The organism is Paraburkholderia fungorum (assembly GCF_902833645.1).
Classification (GTDB): Bacteria; Pseudomonadota; Gammaproteobacteria; order Burkholderiales; family Burkholderiaceae; genus Paraburkholderia; species Paraburkholderia fungorum.
On the sequence record NZ_CADFGE010000006.1, the window covers coordinates 332,204 to 349,055 of the forward strand.

Sequence of the window (16,852 nt, forward strand, 5' to 3'; positions counted from 1 at the left end):
ACTCGGTCGAAACGGGTTCAAGGGAGCCGCAATGTCCGAAGTGCTATCAGCTAAAGCGGTGCCGCACACGAGCCTGCCCGTCATCGACGTGGCCGGGCTCGAATCGGCCGATCCGCTGCAACGCGCGGCAGTGGGCGCGGCGCTCCACGCCGCCTGCATCGATAAGGGCTTCTTCTACATCACTCGTCACGGCATCGAGCCGGCGCTAATCGACGCCGCGCGTGCGGAGGCCGAGCGCTTTTTCGCGCTCAGTGACGCCGAGAAGCGCGAGGTCGACAAGGCGCAGTCGTTCTGCAACCGCGGCTACGAACCGTTACGCGGCCAGGTGCTGGAAGCAGGCACGCCGCCCGATCTGAAGGAAGGTTTTTACATCGGCAATGAACTGCCGCTCGATCATCCGCGTGTCGTGGCGCGCGCTTTCAACTGCGGACCGAACCAGTGGCCGCGGCAGTTGCCGGCTTTTCGCCCGGCCATGGAGGCTTATTTCGCCGCGCTGTTCGATCTGTCGACGCGTTTGACGCGCGGCCTCGCTTTGTCGCTGGATTTGCCGGAAGACCATTTCGACGCGTTTTGCGACGAAGCGATGGGCACGCTGCGGCTGTTGCACTATCCGCCGCAACCGGCCCAGGCGATGCCCGAGCAAAAGGGCTGCGGCGCGCATACCGACTTTGGCTGCCTGACGCTGCTGTGGCAGGACGGCAACGGCGGTTTGCAGGTGCAGGACAGCGACGGCGGCTGGATTCACGTGCCGCCGCTGCCGGGCACCTTCGTCGTCAATCTGGGCGACCTGATCGCGCGCTGGACCAACGACCGTTATCGCTCGACGTTGCATCGCGTGGTGAATGCGTCGGGTCGCGAACGTTACTCGATGCCGTTTTTCTTTACCGGGCGCCCGGACTATGTGGTGACCTGTTTGCCGGGCTGCGCGGTAGAGGGCGAAGCGCCGAAGTACCCCCCCATCACCGTCGCAGGCCATCTCGAGGCGTGCTACCGGAGAACTTACGGATGACGCCCGCCCGCACGCCGGCAGCAGGCATGCTGCTGATTCACGGCGCCTGGCAGGGCAGTTGGGCGTGGGACGCCTGGCTGCCGGAACTCGCGGCGCGCGGGTGGCGGGCCCGCACTGTCGACTTGCCGGGCAACGGCGCAAATCCTGCGCGGGATGCCGGTCTCGAAGTCTCGCTGCAAATCTATGTCGATGCGCTGACCGAAGCGCTCGCGGCCTTCGACGCTCCGGTCGTCGTGGTTGCGCATAGCGGCGCGGGCGTGCCGGCCTCGCAACTGGCCGAGGCGCTGCCCGAGCGGATCGCGTGCCTCGTCTACGTCGCGGGGATGATGCTGCCTTCGGGCATGGGCTACGCGGAGCTCGTCGATGCCAGCGCGGCCGAGGTGCCGAATGCCGGCGGCATCGCGCCCTATCTGCAATGGCGCGACGAGGGCTCGTCCTCCGTCGTCCCACCCGAGGCCGCGCTGGAAATCTTCCTGCACGATTGTCCCCCGCAAGCGGCGCGGCAAGCCGCCGCGAAACTCACGCCGCAGCAGGAAAGCGGCCGCGCGCTCGTCACGACGCTGAGCGCCGAGCGTTTTGGCAGCGTGCCGCGCATTTACGTCGAAGCGCTGCGCGACCGTTCCGTGCTGTTGCCCTTGCAACGCAAGATGCAGGCGCTGGTGCCCGGCGCGATCGTGCGCTCGATCGACTGCGGGCACGTGCCGCAACTGGCGCGGCCGGCCGAACTGGCGGCGCTGGTGTGCGACACGCTGGGCGGGATCGGTATCGGTATCGCGCCTGCTTCTCCTGCTGCCGGTTCGGCCGCTGCGGCCAGCGCTGCCGCCAGTCCCTCTTCGTTCACCACCGGAACTTCGTCATGACCCGACTCAATCGTCTCGGCCGTTTGCTCCTTGCCGGCAGCGCGGCTTCGCTCGTTGCGCTCGCTACCCTGAACACCGACGCGTTTGCCGCTGCCGGCGCGCCGCTCGACGTCTCCATCGTCTACCTCGGCAATCCGGGCGATGCCGGTTGGACCCACGCGCACGACCTCGGCATTAGCGCCGCGCAGAAGCAGTTCGGCGACCAGATCAAGGTGACGCGCGTCGACGACGTCCCCGAAAACGCCGACGCCGCCCGCGTGTTCCGCGACCGCGCGGCGAAGGGCGACAAGATCGTGATCGGCACATCGTTCGGTTATATGGATTCGATGATGAAAGTCGCGCGCGACTATCCCGACACGGTGTTCCTGCATTGCTCTGGCTACAAGAGCGCGCCTAACCTCGGCAACTTCAACGGCAAGGTGTATGAGTCGGCGTACCTCGCCGGGGTGGTCGCCGGGTACGTATCGAAGTCGCATGTGCTCGGTTTCGTCGGCTCGGTGCCGATTCCGGAAGTCGTGCGCAATATCGATGCGTTCGCGCTCGGCGCGCGTTCGGTCGCACCGCAAACGGTCGTGAAGGTCGTGTGGATCAGCAGTTGGTTCGATCCGGGCAAGGAGCGTCAGGCGGCGGAAACGCTGGTCGGACTCGGCGCCGACGTGCTGATGCAGAACACCGATTCCACCGCGACGATGGCTGTGGCCGAACAGCACAAGGTCCACGCATTCGGCTGGGATTCGGATATGAGTCGCTGGGGTCCGCATGCGCATCTGGGTTCGGTCGCCTACGACTGGGGTATCTACTACAGCAAAGTGATCGACGAAGTGCGCCGTGGCACGTGGACTAACAAGCCGGTCTATTGGGGCGTCAAGGAAGGCATCACCGATCTGGTGAACGTGAATACGACGGCGGTGCCGGCGGATGCGCAGCGTGCGCTCGCCGAAAAACGCGCCGCGCTGGTCGCCGGCCGCCTCGATCCGTTCGCCGGGCCGCTGAAGGACCAGAGCGGCAAGGTGCGGGTGGCTGCCGGCGCCACGCTGTCCGCGGACGAGACGAACCGTATAAACTGGTTCGTCGACGGTGTGCAGGGCAGCATCGCGCAATGACGGAGCAAGGGCTATGGGCATGGCGACGATGGCGAGTACGGCAGGCGAAGCAATGAACGGCGCGACGATCGACGAGGTGATCTGGAATGACTGGCATCCGGTGGCCGCGCTCGATGCGCTCGACGCCGCGCGGGCCGCCGGCGGCTCGAACGCCGTGACCCGCACACGTCTGCTCGGCGTCGATATCGGTATGCTCGCGCTGCCGCAGGCTGGGGCGCGGCCGCAAGACAGCTACCGCGTCTGGCGTCTCGACGATCAAACGCCGTGCCATGCGCAGGCGCGCTATGGCGTGTTATGGGTGTGTGCCGGCGAGCCGCGCCGCGACATTCTCGCGATTCCCGAAGCCGACGAGCCCGATCGGCGTCTGCTGCATGCCGGCGCGTTTCGCGTGCATGTGAGCGGGTTGCGGGCCGTCGAAAATTTTCTCGACATGGGACATTTTCCGTTCGTGCATACCGGCTATCTCGGCGTGGAGCCGTACACCGAAGTGGCGCCATACCGCATCGAGCGGGACGAGCTCAACGACGAACTGTATGCGCACGACTGCCGCTTCTATCAGCCACGCGCCGCGATGACCGCCGGCGCCGCGCTCGAGGTGCGCTATGTGTACCGCGTGGCGCGGCCGTACAGCGCGATTCTGTACAAGACCTGTCCGCCGCAGCCCGAACGCTTCGACGTGATCGCGCTGTTCGTGCAACCGGTCGACGAAGAGTGGTGTGTCGCGCACACCGTCATGAGTTATCTCGACGACGCCAGCAGTGACAGCGAATTGCGTGGCTTCCAGCAAACCATCTTCGCGCAGGACATCAAGATTCTGGTCAATCAGGTGCCCAAACGCTTGCCGCTCGGCACGGGCGACGAACATCCGGTGCGCGCCGACGCGATGTCGGTCGCCTACCGCCGCTGGCTCTCGGCTCAGCGGGTCACCTATGGGACGACTCATGGCCGCTGAAGAGCGCATTGAACGCGCGTGGTTTGCGCTGTGCGACGTCGATCAACTCGGCGATCGGGCGATCTATCACACCGAACTGCTCGGCCGCGAACTCGTGGTGTGGCGGGCCGGCGACGGCACCTTCAACGTATGGGAAAACCGTTGTCCGCATCGCGGCGTGCGTTTGTCGCTCGGGCACCATCGTGGCGAAGCGCTGCAGTGTCAGTATCACGGCTGGCAGTTCAGTTCCGGCAGCGGCGCCTGCCGCTTCGTGCCGGCGCACCCGGATGCGGCAGCACCGGCGGTCGCGGTGAAGACGTGGCCGGTGGAAGTGCATTACGGCTTCGTGTGGACCTGTCTCGCACCGGCTGACGAAGTGCCTCCATTCGCGCCGATCGAGGAGCTTGAGCATGACGCGAGCCTCGCGGCGAGCGAAGACGCGGATGCGCGATCTCAAGTTCGTTCAGTCCGCTTGCGCACTGTCGCGATCGAAGCCCCCGGCGAAGCCGTGCAGCATGCGCTCGCTGGATATTGCTTCGACCATGCACGCTTCGATCCATGGCAGGCAAGCGGATGCGTGACGTTCGACGTCGCGCCGCACGCGGTGATGATCGAGCAACTGGACGACGCCGGGCAGCGTGTGGTGTTCTTGGTGCAACCGGCGCGCGCCGGGCGGACGTATCTGCATGGCGTCGCGCTCGGGCCGTTTGCCGCGGCCGAACGCCTGAGCGTGCAGCGGCATCATCAGCAAAGGCTCAACGTGTTGCGCGATGCGTTGGAGCGGCAGTTCGACCAGCGTGAGGCGCTATCGGGCGAGGCGCTTGCCGATCGGTTGCCGCTTTGCGTGCCTCAAACGTTGTCGCCCGCGCAGCCGGTCATGCTTCAACGTTCATTGTCGAAGCCGGTCGGCGCGCCGGGGCTCTCCGGTGAAAAGCGTTCTCCGGTGAATCCTGACATGACGGATCGCGCCTTCGATCTCTATCTTTCGCGCAGCAGGCGCACGCTCAAAGTTGCCGCCGGCGTCACCGTCTTGCAGACTTTGCGCAATCACGGCATCGACGTGCCGAGTTCATGCGAGCAGGGCGTATGCGGCACGTGCCGCACGCGGGTGATCGAAGGAACGCCGCTGCATCGCGACGATTTTCTGACGCCGCAGGAGCGGGCCGCGGGCGATTGCATGCTGGTCTGCGTCTCGCGTGCGGCGACCGGCACGTTGACCCTGGATCTGTGAGGCCGTCATGCTCAAACTCCACGATGACGAGTTGTGCGGCGAAAGCTACAAGGTCCGGCTGATGCTCGGCTTGCTCGGCGTGCCTTACGAAAGAGCACGGATCGAACTCTACCCGTCAAGGCAGAACGCCGCGCCGGATTTTCTGGCGATGAATCCGCTCGGTACCCTGCCGCTGCTCGAAGCGCAGGGCGCGTTGCTGCACGATGCCCACGCGATCCTCGTCTATCTGGCGCGGCGTTACGGCGGCACGGACTCGGGCGGCGCAGCGCACTGGCTGCCGCTCGACGATCCGCTTCAACTCGCGTACGTTCAGACATGGCTCGGCTTCGCCGCGCAATTGAGCGGCGTGATTTTTCCGATGCGTACGCACGTGCTGCACGGTGCGCCGCTTAACGACGATGCGGCGCGCCACAAAGCGAGAAAGCTGTTGCGCATCCTCGACGAGCGCTGCTGGTTCAATGAGGCAGGCGGTACGCCTTTTGTCTGCGCGACTGAAGCCCCTACGGTGGCGGATGTCGCCTGCTTCGTGCCGGTAGCGCTGCTCGACGAAGCCGGGATCGAATCGATCGACTATCCGGCGCTCCGGCGCTGGAGCACGCGCATCAAGCGCCTGGCGGGATTCACGACGATGGCCGGGGTCTACGCCGCGCTGTGAGAACAGTGCGGATGTAGGCCACCCATGCGTTCAATCCAGCACGCAGGAAATTGGCGTCTCTCGCGTCACTTGAAATAGCCGACGGCGAGATCGATGAATTCGCGGATCTTGCGCGGCACGAATTCGCGGCTTGGATAAACCAGCGAGACCGCCACGTCGCCATTGAGCACCGTGTATTCGCCGAGGATTTGCACGAGGGTGCCGGCGCGCAGTTCGTCGCTGACCATTTCGAGGGGAAGCAGCGCGATACCCATTGCGCCGAGCGTGGCCTGCTTCTGCATGATCATGCTGTTGACCGTGAACGACGCATCGAGCGTGATGCTTTCCTCGCTGCCATGGCTGCCGTTGTTGCTGTCGTCACCATCGCGCTTGTTGCTGAATACCCAGGTCTGCGGACTGGCGTCGAGCGATGCGGCGATCACCCGGTGCCGCGCGAGATCGGCCGGGGTCGCCGGATAACCGGCTTCGGCCAGATACGCGGCGGCCGCCACCGGCACCACGTGCGAATTGATGAGGCGGCGCGCCACCAGCGATTCCGAGCGGATCATGTGTTCGGTCACGATGCCCACGTCGAAACCGCCTTCGAGCAAATCGACGCGTTTTTCGGTGAGCGTGACACGCAGATTCACGTGCGGAAATTTTGCCTGGTACTCCGCAAAAAGCGGTGTGAGCCGGAACAGCGAAAAGCTGCCCAACGCCACGATCCGCAGATCGCCCGCCACTTCTTTCGACGTCGTGGTGGCACGCGATTCGACCTCTTCGAGTTCCGCCAGCACGACCCGGCAACCGTCGGCATAATCCGCGCCGGCTTCAGTCAGCACGACTTTGCGCGTGGTGCGCTGAAGCAGGCGGATACCAAGATGTTTTTCGAGGCTCGACACATGGCGCGTGATAACCGAGGTCGAGACACTGAGTTGCTCCGCGGCTTGCGCGAAACTGCCCGCGTCGGCAACCTTGACGAAAGCCTGCATGGCCTGAAACAGATTGATCATGTCGATGCGTAGTACGTGTGGGTTGAGACGCGATCGTCACGGCGCTGCTGCGATCAGCTTCAGCCCCGCAGGCAACGATTCGCCGAATACGCGGCCTTCGTCGGCGTCGTCGAGTTCCACGGTTTCGCTGACCATCGTGATCCATGCGCGCGGCGCATTGGCCGCTTCGAGCCTGCGCAACACCGTTTGGCGCAACGGCTCGGGCAGGTCGCGCGAACGGTCGCCGGTCATGCGGGAGAGCTGCACGGCGGCGAATGCCGCGGGGTCGACCTTCTTCCAGTCGAGCGCCAGAATCGCGTCCAGCCATTGTGCTGCGATGTCCGGTGGCACGACGCTATGCGCGCTGCCATAGAAGGGCCGCCGCGCACCGATGCGGCCGACTGCCCACCAGCTCTGGTGATTTTCCGTGGGCTTTTTTAAGCGCGTGAGCACCGATTCGCCGAGCTCGATCTTGCGTTCGACCGGAATCCGTTCGAGCGACGCGCTCAGCCTAAGCATGTCGGTGAAGCCGGTCTTCGACACGTCGAACGGCAACTTGTGGCGCGATTGCGCGGCTGTTTGCAGATAGGCCATCGCGTCGAGCACGCGCAGTTGCGCACTTTCGTCGAGGCCGCCCGCCGCGCGGCGCCATAGCGTCCACCACTCCGACCAGACCTGGCCTTCGTTGACGTACTGAATGCCGTCGTCGAACAGCGACCAGAGTTGTTCGACACGCCATTCGTCGAGCGGATAGCCGAAACCCGGCCGTACGCAATAGCCGGCCAGGTTCAACCACAAGCGCTCATGGTCTGCCGAGCGCCGTCGGCGGCGCGCGCGCTCCCATAGCGCACCAAACAGTTCGCGCAGCAGCGCGCTGTTCCAGGCTTCGCGCGGGCCTAGCAGTTGTTCGAGCTGCGAGCGCAGACGTTTGACTTCCTTGGGGTCGACCTTTTGCGCGCGGGAGCCGAAGCATCGGTCGATATGGTCGATCGCTTCGTCGAGCGCGGGGTGCCGGGCGTGTGCCGGGTCCGCCGGGAGGTTGACCTGGGCGTCTTCGCGGCGCAACTGGAATTCGAGCAGCCAGCGTTGCGCCGGATTGTCGAGTTCGATGCAGTGCACCTCGAGCGTGCCCACTTCGGTAAGCGAGGTGGCGATCTGTACCGCGGTTTCGCCACGCGCCGGATTCGCGCCGCGCGTTTGCACGATCGTCGCGATAGGGGGCAGTCGGACGAAATCGCCTTGCGCAAGATCGGTCAGTTCGCCGGGCCGATAGATCGTGTCCGCGCTTGACGAGGCCAGGTGAAAGCGCACCGGGTGCCCGAGACGTAGTGCGAATGTGCGGTCCTCGATGCGGATCTCGTGGCCTTCTTCGGTGCCGCGCGGCAGCAGGCAGATGCCGCGTTGCGCCGCTTCGGCGCCGGGCTCTCCGTCAGCGGTTTCGTCGAGCACGAGAAAGTAACTGCGCGCCGAGCCGCCGCCGATTTTCGGCGCTTGACCGCTGCGGGCAAGGGCATAGGCGACCGCGCCGCGTGCCACGGCGACATCGGGATTGTCGTTGTGCAGCACGTTGAGCGATTCGCCGCGCCATGTACCCAGGGTGCTGGCGAGTCGCTGCGTGAGCGCCTCGGCGCGAAACACGCCACCGTTCAGCAGCAGCGTGTCGGGGATCGGCAAGGACTCGTCCTGACCTTCACCGGCATCGACCGGATTAGCGACAGAACCCAGCGCCTTGCGCGACTGCGCTGCGAAACGGCTCAGAAACGCCGCGATATGACGCGTGACGGCTGGGTCGGTGGCGTAGGGTAGGCCGAATTCGACGATCGCGCCGCGCGGTCTGCCGGGCCGTTCGTGCGACGCCACCGCCGGAAAGAATCCGTCGACGATGATCTGCTCGACTTCCTCGCGCGTGACCTGCACCGTGCGCGCGCCGCCGATCAGCTTCGCGCCCGCGCCAAGCAAGGTGATCGAAGCGGACTCCGGCGCATGCGGCCCGAGCAGTTGTTCCTTCGCACCGCGGCAACGTTCGACCAGTTGCGACAGACTCGCCGCCGACAGACGCGTGCGCTCGGTGCCGGCCTCAGACAAACGCGCCTCGACCCGATGCGCGAGCGCGAGGTCCATGTTGTCGCCGCCGAGCATCAGATGGTTGCCCACGCCGATGCGCGTGAGTTCCGGCTCACTGTCGCGCATGCGCACTTCGATCAGCGTGAGGTCGGTGGTGCCGCCGCCGACGTCGCAGATCAACACGAGCTTTGTGTCAGCCAACTCGGCTGCAAGGCTTTCGCGATGATGAAACAGCCAGTCGTAGAACGCGGCCTGCGGTTCTTCCAGCAGCCTTAAGGTAGGTAGACCGGCGAGACGCGCGGCTTCTACCGTCAACGCGCGTGCGCCTTCGTCGAACGACGCGGGGACCGTCAGCACGACGTCCTGGGCTTCGAGCGGTGCGTCTGGAAAGCGCTGATTCCAGGCCGCCCGCACATGCGCCAGATAGCTTGCGCTGGCTTCGACCGGCGAGACCTTGCGGACATCGTCCGCGGCGCCCCACGGCAGAATCGGCGCGACTCGGTCCACCGACGCGTGCGACAGCCAGCTCTTCGCGCTTGCCACCAGCCGCCCCGGCACCTGGCCGCCGAGCGTGCGCGCGAGCCGGCCGATCACGACGGGCTGATCGGTCTGGCCGGGCGTGCCGGCGTCCGGGCCCGCCGCCGCGCGCCATGGCAACTGCAGATCACCCGCGCTCAGTTCGCCGGGCGCCGCGTGATACCGCACCGAAGGCAGCAGCGGCCGCGCGGCCACTTCGCCGAGACTGACCAACTGCTCGATCTCGAAGACGCGAATCTCCTGCGAACCCGCCGCGGGATTGCCCACTTCGGCGTAAGCCAGCACCGTGTTGCTGGTGCCGAGATCGATGCCGACGCTGTAGCGCTTCATCTCAGTCATGCATTGGCGCTGCCGCGCACGTCGAATTCGACCTTCCAACGCTCGTCGCTGCCGCGCGGCACGGCTTCGAGTTCGAGCGTGCCGGCTTCCGTCACGCGCGCATGCAGTTTCACCGGCACGACTTCACCGGCGGTGCGGCCGGCGGACGGCAGCGTCGCCTGGATTTCTTCCAGTTCCTGCAATTCCTCGGGACCCCAGAAGTCGAGCAGCGTGCCCACCTGATCCTGACGACGCACCGACGATCCGAAGAAGCGGAAGTGCACCGGTTCGCCGACCACCAGCCCGAATTCCTGCGCCGGCAATTCGGCCTCGGTGCCTTCCTCCATGCCGAACGGTGCGACGCACAGCGCCTGCACCGGCGGCTCGAGACCGGGGACGGCCGGCATCGCCGATTCGATCGCGATGTAGTACGCGCGCGCGGTGCCGCCGCGAATCCGCACGCCCTGGCCGCGCCGTACGTAGCCGTAATAGGCCGCGCCGCGCGCAACGGCGAGATCGAGATCGGCGCCTTCGAGCAGGCGCGCTGGCGGCGCACCTTCAGCGGCGAGCCAGCCATTGAGCGTGCCGATGATCCGTTCGACCAGCAGCGGCGACTTGAACACGCCGCCGTTAAAGAGCACGGCGGTGGGATGCAGGAAGCTCGCGCCTTCCGCAGTGGCGAGATCGCGCAAACCGTCGAGTTCGGCGAGCGCGCCCACCTGACGGCCAAGGAAGGCCGCCAGATGCCGCGTGATGCCCGCGTCCTGCGCATACGGCAGGCCGAGTTGCGTCAGACCGGCACGCGCGCGGCTCACCGGACGCGCCGCGCTCTCCACTTGCGGGAAGAAGCCTTCGAGAATCGTTTGGGTCAACTCCGCGCGCGTGAGCTCGGTGCGGATCGAACCGCCGATCAGCTTCGAGCCGCGGCTCGGTACGACGAGCGGCACGGTATCGGTCGACGGATCGCTGAGCAGCGTTTCCTTCGCCGAGCGGCACGCATAGGTGAGGGCGCGCAATTGCCATGCGTCGGCGGTGGTGCCTTGCGCCGCGAGCTTGCGGGCCACCACGTGGGCGAGCGCGAGGTCCATGTTGTCGCCGCCCAGCAGAATGTGTTCGCCGACCGCGACGCGATGCAGTTCGAGATTGCCTTCACGCTCGATCACCGCGATCAGCGAGAGGTCGGTCGTGCCGCCGCCCACGTCGACCACGAGAATGATGTCGCCGACCTTGACCTGTTTGCGCCACTGGCCGCCGCTCTTCTGGATCCAGCTATAGAGCGCGGCCTGCGGTTCTTCGAGCAGCGTCATGCGGCCGTAGCCGGCGGCCTCGGCGGCTTCGGCGGTCAATTCGCGCGCGGCCGGATCGAACGACGCGGGAATCGTCACAGTGATGTCCTGCTGGCTGAACGGCGCGTCCGGGTGCGCGTGATCCCATGCTTCGCGCAAGTGGGTCAGATAGCGCACCGAGCTTTCGAGCGGCGACACGCGCGCGACTTCAGGCGGCGCGTCGTTCGGCAGAATCGCCGCGCGACGGTCGACGCCCGGATGGCACAACCAGCTCTTGGCGCTCGACACGAGCCGGATCGGCGTGGCCGCGCCGCGGCTGCGGGCGAATTCGCCAACCGCGAATTCGCGCTGGCCGGTCCACGGCAGATACAGGTCGCCCGAAGCGAGTTCGTCCGGGTGCGGCAGGTAGAGAAACGAGGGCAGCAGATCGAGGTTGTCGATCGCGCCGGGACCGGTGAGCTGGGCGATCGGCAGCACGCCCTGGGCGGTCCTTTCGCCGTCGCTGGCGGTGGTGTCGACGTACGAGAGCGCGCAGTGCGTCGTGCCGAGGTCGATACCGATTGAGAAACGCGCGTCGCTCATAGCTCCACCTCGGCCGGTGCGATTACCTTGGCGTTATGGCTTTCGCTGAGCTTCGGCAGACGCACTTCGTCGACCCGCCAGCCACGGTGGCTGATGCTGCCGTTGAACGGCGCCTTGCCGACGACGTTGCCGGTCAGGCGAACCGACGTGGCGTCGAAACCTTCGGCCAGCGTCACGCGGCTGCCTTCGGCTTCGTCGCGTACCGGACGGATCGTGAAATGCTCGCGCAGCGTGGCGCGGCAGCCGTCGTGCACGAGGCGGGCGGCGGCGCCGATGTCGGCGTCGCTATAGTTCTTGATGTCCTCTTCGACGAAATCGATGAAGCGCGCGTCGCGTTGCAGCAGGCCGAGCAACTGGAGCGCGGCGTCCGGGCTCGCTTCCTTCAGCGTGGGTGCGGGTTGCGGCGCGGGGGCGGGTGCAGGTGCCGCGACGGGAGCAGGCGTGGTTGCAGGTGCGGCGCTCGCGGCGGCCCTGCCGCCACCATTACGCAGGCGCAATACCCCGGCGGCGAATTCGCCGTCGCCGAGGATGCTGAAAAACGTACTCACGGCAAGTGAAATCCTGCCGAGAAAAGAGGGGTTCGAATCGGTCATGAATGCTCCTGAGGGGGCTCTGTTAAAGGACGAGCTGTCCTGGCTGCGCCGCATGCGACGCGCCCGGCGCGCCGGCCTGGCTTGCTGGGCAGTCGTCATGCGTCATGGCGAGGGTCGGCGGCAGGCAAGCCGCCGAGGTCTGATTCATCCGGTTTTGCGGTGTTCTTGCGGTGCGTTTCGTCCGCGCAAACCCGTATTTTGCCTTGTCGCGCGCCCGAAGCGGGCAAAGCCGGCAATTCTAGCGCTCAATGGGTGGAGATTGGCGGATGGCGGAAAGCGCCAGACAGGAATGTCCGGCTACGCTTATCAGGCGGCGTGAGGGCCGAATTCGGCCACCACCTGGTCGATAAACGCACGCAATTTCGGAGTGGCGCGGCTGGCCGGAAACACCAGATGCATGGGTCGCGCGGGCGCTTTGTAGCCGTTCAGCAGGCGCACCAGCCGGCCCGCGGCGAGTTCGTCCCGCACCGCCACTTCGGGCGCGAGGATCACGCCGCCGCCCTGGAGGGCGGCGGCCAGCAGCGCTTTCACGTCGTTGGCCTGAAAGCGGCCGGAGATCGGCACCACGTGTTCGCCGTGCGCATCGGTAAAACGCCATTCGGTCTCGACCGGCAGGCTCGTGTAGACGAAGCTCAGGCATTCGTGTTCCGCCAGCGCTTGCGGGGTGGCCGGCTCGCCGCGCTCGGCCAGATAGCCGGGCGACGCGCAGGCCACTAACCGGTACGGCATCAGGGGTCGCGCGATCAGGGACGAATCCGCCAGCGTGCCGAGACGGATCGCGGCTTCAACGCCTTCGTCGACCAGATCGACGAAACGGTCGGTCAGCGCCAACTCGACCCGTACTTCGGGATGAACTTTCAGATAACGCGTGATCATCGGTGCGAGACAGCAGGTGCCGAAGGTCACCGGTGCGGTGATGCGCAAACGCCCGCGTGGCGAGGCCGACAGTTCCTGCGCGACCGATTCGGCCGCTTCGGCGTCCGCCAGCAGCGCCTTGCAGCGCTCGTAGAAAATCTGGCCGATTTCCGTGAGGCTCTGGCGGCGCGTGGTGCGGTTGAGCAAACGGGCGCCGACGCGTTCTTCGAGCGTGCTGACGTGCTTGCCGGCCATCTGCGAGGAGATGCCGAAGGCGAGCGCGGCCGCGGCGAACGAGCCGCTGTCGGCCGTTTTCACGAATACGGCCATGCTGGTCAAACGATCCATGATTCCCCACTCCTGATTTCGACAGCCGTCGAATTTCGCCTGTTTATCCGGATGAAGTTTTGAATCATAGTGCTTCTCACCGATGGGCGTGCGCTCAAAGGTGCGATCCTCAGATAGACATGGAGTGTGAAACATGAAGATAGGCATACTCGGCGCCGGCTTTATCGGCCGCGCAATGGCGGCGCTCGCCCAAAGCGCCGGTCACGAAGTGATGATCAGCAACTCCCGGGGTCCGCAGACGCTGACCAGCACGGCTGCGGCGCTTGGCTGTGCGCTCGGCACGGCGCAAGAGGCGGCGAAGTTCGGCGACGTGGTGATTGTCGCCGTGCCGTTCGGCAGCATTGGTGCGTTACCGGCTGCGGCGCTCGACGGCAAGATCGTGATCGACACGTGCAATCACTATCCCGACCGCGACGGCGCGATCGAGGCGCTCGCCAGCGGCTCGACGACCACTAGCCAGATGCTGGCCGCCAAACTGCCGGGCGCAAAGGTAGTCAAGGCGTTCAATGCGATTCTGGCGAAGGACCTCGAAACGGATGGCAAGCCCGCCGATGCACCGAATCGCCGGGCACTGCCGTTCGCTGGCGACGACGAGCAGGCCAAACACGTCGTGAGCGGGCTGCTCGATCAGTTCGGCTTCGATCCGGTCGATGCCGGAACGCTCGCCGATAGTTGGCGTTTCGAACGGGCGAAGCCGGTTTACTGCATTCCGCTGGATCGTGCGGGCATGGTTGAAGGATTGGCCGCGGCGAGACGGGATGTGGAGTTGGCGCATGGGTCGTGGCGGCACTGAGGGGGACTGCGGCGCCCCTCAGTCGATCGGCTGACGATCAGCCAGGAAAGTCAGTCGACGCCGACACCGCCGCCCACGTTTCCGTTTCCTGCGCCACGTAGGCATTCTTTTCAGCAATGGCCTTCAGCGTGTCGGTGCCAAGCGGCAGCCTCAATGGCGGGGTTGGTGCATCGACCAGTTCGATCATGGCCGCCGCGAGTTTCTCCGGGTTGCCTGGCTGCTTGTGGTTCAGGCTCGCGGCGCGACGGCGGACATTGCCCGAGGTCTCGTCATAGTCGGCGATGACATTCCCGGCGACCACAAGCGATGACGCGTCGAGGAAGTCGGTACGGAAATAACCAGGCTCCACGACCGTGGCGTGAATGCCGAGCGGCCTCAGTTCGGCGTGCAACGCCTCGGTCAAGCCTTCCACGGCAAACTTGGTCGAACAATACGCGCCGAACCCGGCGACGGACCGATAGCCGCCGATCGACGACATGTTGATGATCTGTCCTGAGCGCTGCGCGCGCATCACCGGCAAAACCGCGCGCGTGATATTCAGCAGGCCGAATACGTTGGTGTCGTACATGCGGCGCACGTCGGCGTCACTTGACTCCTCGATCGCACCCAGCAAACCGAATCCGGCATTGTTGACCAGCACGTCGATACGGCCGAATCGCTCCACCGCGGCTTGAACCGCAGCTAGCGCCTGAGCTTCGTTGGTCACGTCCAGCGCCACCGGCAGGAGCGCCGGCGAGTCACCAAGGCGTTCGGCGATCGCCGCGACATTGCGGCCGGTGGCAACCACTGCGTTGCCGTCGGCGAGAGCGGCCTGAGCGATCAGGGCGCCGAGGCCGCGCGATGCACCGGTAATAAACCAGACGCGCTTGAAGCCGCTGTTTGTTGAGCTGACCATGATGTTGCTCCTACGTTTCGAGTGAAAGTGAACGAATCATAGAAGCGGCGATTGACACAAACTAGCCATGGATTGGTAGACTGATAATCAACTTTTATTTGCTAATCCGAATGGCCATGAACGAAGTGCGCGCGATCACGATATTCGTCCGGGCCGCGGCGCTGGGAAGTCTGCGCAAGGCAGCCGTGGATCAGGGCATCTCGCCGCAGGCCGCGAGCCATGCGGTGATGCAACTGGAAAAGGAGTTGGGGGTCCGGCTGTTCCATCGAACCACCCGCAAGCTGAGCCTCACTGAGGAGGGGCAGGGCCTGCTGGACAGCGTCAAACCTGCGCTAGCCGTACTGTCGTCCGCACTCGACGACGCGCGGCGCTCGAAGGACGACATTGCCGGGCCACTGCGGGTCAGCGCGCCAAGGGCAATGGCGCATACCGTGCTGTGGCCATATTTCATGGAATTTGCCGAATTGCACCCGAATGTGGGGCTAGACGTGCAGTTCGACGACCTCTTCACCGATCTTGTCGGCGATCGCGCCGACGTCGGTTTTCGGGGCGGCTCGCCGCCCTCGGGCGGGACCATCGCGCGGCGGCTCCTGCCGATTCAACTGATTGTCTGTGCATCGCCCGCCTATATCGAGCGACATGGCGCGCCGCGGACCATCGACGAACTCGGGGCACACCGATGCACCGGCTATCGAAGGGCGAATACCGGCAAGCAGGCGCCGTGGGAATTCCTGATCGGCGACGAGATTGTCTATCGCGACATCGCGACGACCCTATGCGTCAACGACACGGACGCGGAGACGCAAGCCGTGCTGGCCGGACTTGCAATCGGTCAACTCGGCAGCTTTTCGGCCGCCGCGCCGATCAGGCGGGGCCAGCTTGTACCGTTGCTCGTCAGGCACGTCACCCAGCGTGAGGCTATCTACATCTACTATCGCCATCGAACCGAGCAGCCGCTGAGAGTCAGGACGTTCATCGACTTCATGGTCGAACGCCTCGCGGGAAACACGAATTTCTACCTCGAGCCAGCCGAGCTTCGCGCCGCGCGGTGAGCGGGTCTTCCGGTCGTCAAAATAGCGCTAGACACGAATGATGGTTTGCTCATGGCAGAAATACAGTCGTGCGTATTTCTTCGGTGCAAGCTCGCGTACCGCGACCTTTTTTTTGACGGTGAGGTGTCGTCGCATCATGTACGGCTTGCCGAGCGGCTGCGTACGAGCGGATGTTCGTTACGTCTTTGGCAACGTGGACGCTCCGCGGCGTTTGCGCGGCTTTGGTTCGACGCCGATACGCGGATCGCGCGCGAGCACCAGTGCCGTCATTTTGTCCACGACGGTTTCAAATGCCGGATCGTCTTGCGGGACATAAAGCCATTTGCCGAGCACCGGGTGTGGCCGTAGAGCAGGTACTTCCTCGATCAGCGCGGCTTGCCGCTCATGCGACGTGCAGACCAGCAAACCATTCCACGGCTTGTCGCGATCGGCGGCGATCAGACACAGCAGGCCGTCGATATAAGCGGCATCGCTGCCGAACATCCGCTTGCTGATGTAGGTTGGATCGCGCTCGAACGCGTCGAAGATCCAGAGGAGCGAGTTGCGGATGGAAGAGGGCATGGGCGCAAGATCCTGGACGATAAAAGCGTAGATGAGCTTACACAAATTCGCCGGGGCTGGCAGCGGGTGCCAAAGCACGGCGCTTTCCATGGTCTTTTCTCTCGCTCAGTTGTTCCTGATATTCCTGTTAGCCTGAAATCAGAACGGGTTCTTCGTGACGCTTCGTCGTGCCGCTCGCTAACCTGATGGCGGTCGAACGGCCGATACC

At 65.0% G+C, this 16,852-nt stretch carries 15 protein-coding genes; 8 read left to right on the forward strand and 7 right to left on the reverse strand.

Annotated features, from left to right (window positions below):
• Window positions 1-31: 31 nt before the first annotated feature.
• Genes HWX91_RS20780 through HWX91_RS20805 form a run of 6 tightly spaced genes read left to right on the forward strand, consistent with a single transcriptional unit; the run spans window position 32 to window position 5,789 of the window.
• The gene (locus tag HWX91_RS20780; RefSeq protein ID WP_028198681.1) at window positions 32-1,009 is read left to right on the forward strand and encodes an isopenicillin N synthase family dioxygenase; all 978 of its coding nucleotides are present in this window, start codon (window positions 32-34) and stop codon (window positions 1,007-1,009) included.
• Window positions 1,006-1,869, forward strand: a complete 864-nt coding sequence (locus HWX91_RS20785; RefSeq protein ID WP_028198682.1) for an alpha/beta fold hydrolase — start codon at window positions 1,006-1,008, stop codon at window positions 1,867-1,869. The genes HWX91_RS20780 and HWX91_RS20785 overlap by 4 nt, the downstream gene beginning before the upstream one ends.
• Entirely contained in the window at window positions 1,866-2,972 is a 1,107-nt protein-coding gene (locus HWX91_RS20790) for a BMP family ABC transporter substrate-binding protein (protein ID WP_028198683.1), read from the forward strand. The genes HWX91_RS20785 and HWX91_RS20790 overlap by 4 nt, the downstream gene beginning before the upstream one ends.
• 13 nt (window positions 2,973-2,985) lie before the next feature.
• Complete coding sequence (locus HWX91_RS20795; RefSeq protein ID WP_081833189.1) at window positions 2,986-3,924, forward strand: aromatic ring-hydroxylating oxygenase subunit alpha; 939 nt, start codon at window positions 2,986-2,988, stop codon at window positions 3,922-3,924.
• Window positions 3,902-5,134: a Rieske 2Fe-2S domain-containing protein gene (locus HWX91_RS20800; RefSeq protein WP_081833190.1), complete on the forward strand. Its 1,233-nt coding sequence runs from the start codon at window positions 3,902-3,904 to the stop codon at window positions 5,132-5,134. The genes HWX91_RS20795 and HWX91_RS20800 overlap by 23 nt, the downstream gene beginning before the upstream one ends.
• Before the next feature lie 7 nt (window positions 5,135-5,141).
• On the forward strand, window positions 5,142-5,789 hold the full coding sequence (locus tag HWX91_RS20805; RefSeq protein WP_028198685.1) for a glutathione S-transferase family protein: 648 nt from the start codon (window positions 5,142-5,144) through the stop codon (window positions 5,787-5,789).
• Window positions 5,790-5,854: 65 nt separating this feature from the next.
• Here HWX91_RS20805 and HWX91_RS20810 read toward each other — a convergent pair whose 3' ends face one another.
• The 5 genes from HWX91_RS20810 to HWX91_RS20830 all read right to left on the reverse strand — a co-directional run bounded on the left by HWX91_RS20810 (window position 5,855) and on the right by HWX91_RS20830 (window position 13,343).
• Window positions 5,855-6,781, reverse strand: coding sequence for a LysR family transcriptional regulator (locus HWX91_RS20810; protein ID WP_028198686.1), 927 nt, complete (start codon window positions 6,779-6,781; stop codon window positions 5,855-5,857).
• Window positions 6,782-6,817: 36 nt separating this feature from the next.
• The gene (locus HWX91_RS20815) at window positions 6,818-9,700 is read right to left on the reverse strand and encodes an Hsp70 family protein (RefSeq protein ID WP_028198687.1); all 2,883 of its coding nucleotides are present in this window, start codon (window positions 9,698-9,700) and stop codon (window positions 6,818-6,820) included.
• On the reverse strand, window positions 9,697-11,547 hold the full coding sequence (locus HWX91_RS20820) for an Hsp70 family protein (RefSeq protein ID WP_028198688.1): 1,851 nt from the start codon (window positions 11,545-11,547) through the stop codon (window positions 9,697-9,699). The genes HWX91_RS20815 and HWX91_RS20820 overlap by 4 nt, the downstream gene beginning before the upstream one ends.
• Window positions 11,544-12,140: a DUF2760 domain-containing protein gene (locus tag HWX91_RS20825; RefSeq protein ID WP_028198689.1), complete on the reverse strand. Its 597-nt coding sequence runs from the start codon at window positions 12,138-12,140 to the stop codon at window positions 11,544-11,546. The genes HWX91_RS20820 and HWX91_RS20825 overlap by 4 nt, the downstream gene beginning before the upstream one ends.
• Before the next feature lie 306 nt (window positions 12,141-12,446).
• On the reverse strand, window positions 12,447-13,343 hold the full coding sequence (locus HWX91_RS20830) for a LysR family transcriptional regulator (protein WP_028198690.1): 897 nt from the start codon (window positions 13,341-13,343) through the stop codon (window positions 12,447-12,449).
• A gap of 133 nt (window positions 13,344-13,476) precedes the next feature.
• On the opposite strand from HWX91_RS20830, the gene HWX91_RS20835 reads away from it, so the two are divergent.
• The gene (locus HWX91_RS20835) at window positions 13,477-14,136 is read left to right on the forward strand and encodes an NADPH-dependent F420 reductase (RefSeq protein WP_028198691.1); all 660 of its coding nucleotides are present in this window, start codon (window positions 13,477-13,479) and stop codon (window positions 14,134-14,136) included.
• Window positions 14,137-14,173: 37 nt separating this feature from the next.
• Here the strand turns inward: HWX91_RS20835 and HWX91_RS20840 are convergent, their stop codons facing one another.
• Window positions 14,174-15,031 (reverse strand): oxidoreductase, encoded by an 858-nt coding sequence (locus HWX91_RS20840; RefSeq protein WP_028198692.1) that lies wholly within the window; start codon window positions 15,029-15,031, stop codon window positions 14,174-14,176.
• Between the two features lie 116 nt (window positions 15,032-15,147).
• On the opposite strand from HWX91_RS20840, the gene HWX91_RS20845 reads away from it, so the two are divergent.
• Window positions 15,148-16,083: a LysR family transcriptional regulator gene (locus tag HWX91_RS20845; RefSeq protein ID WP_028198693.1), complete on the forward strand. Its 936-nt coding sequence runs from the start codon at window positions 15,148-15,150 to the stop codon at window positions 16,081-16,083.
• Between the two features lie 177 nt (window positions 16,084-16,260).
• Here the strand turns inward: HWX91_RS20845 and HWX91_RS20850 are convergent, their stop codons facing one another.
• Window positions 16,261-16,644 (reverse strand): hypothetical protein, encoded by a 384-nt coding sequence (locus HWX91_RS20850; protein ID WP_028198694.1) that lies wholly within the window; start codon window positions 16,642-16,644, stop codon window positions 16,261-16,263.
• Window positions 16,645-16,852: the final 208 nt, after the last annotated feature.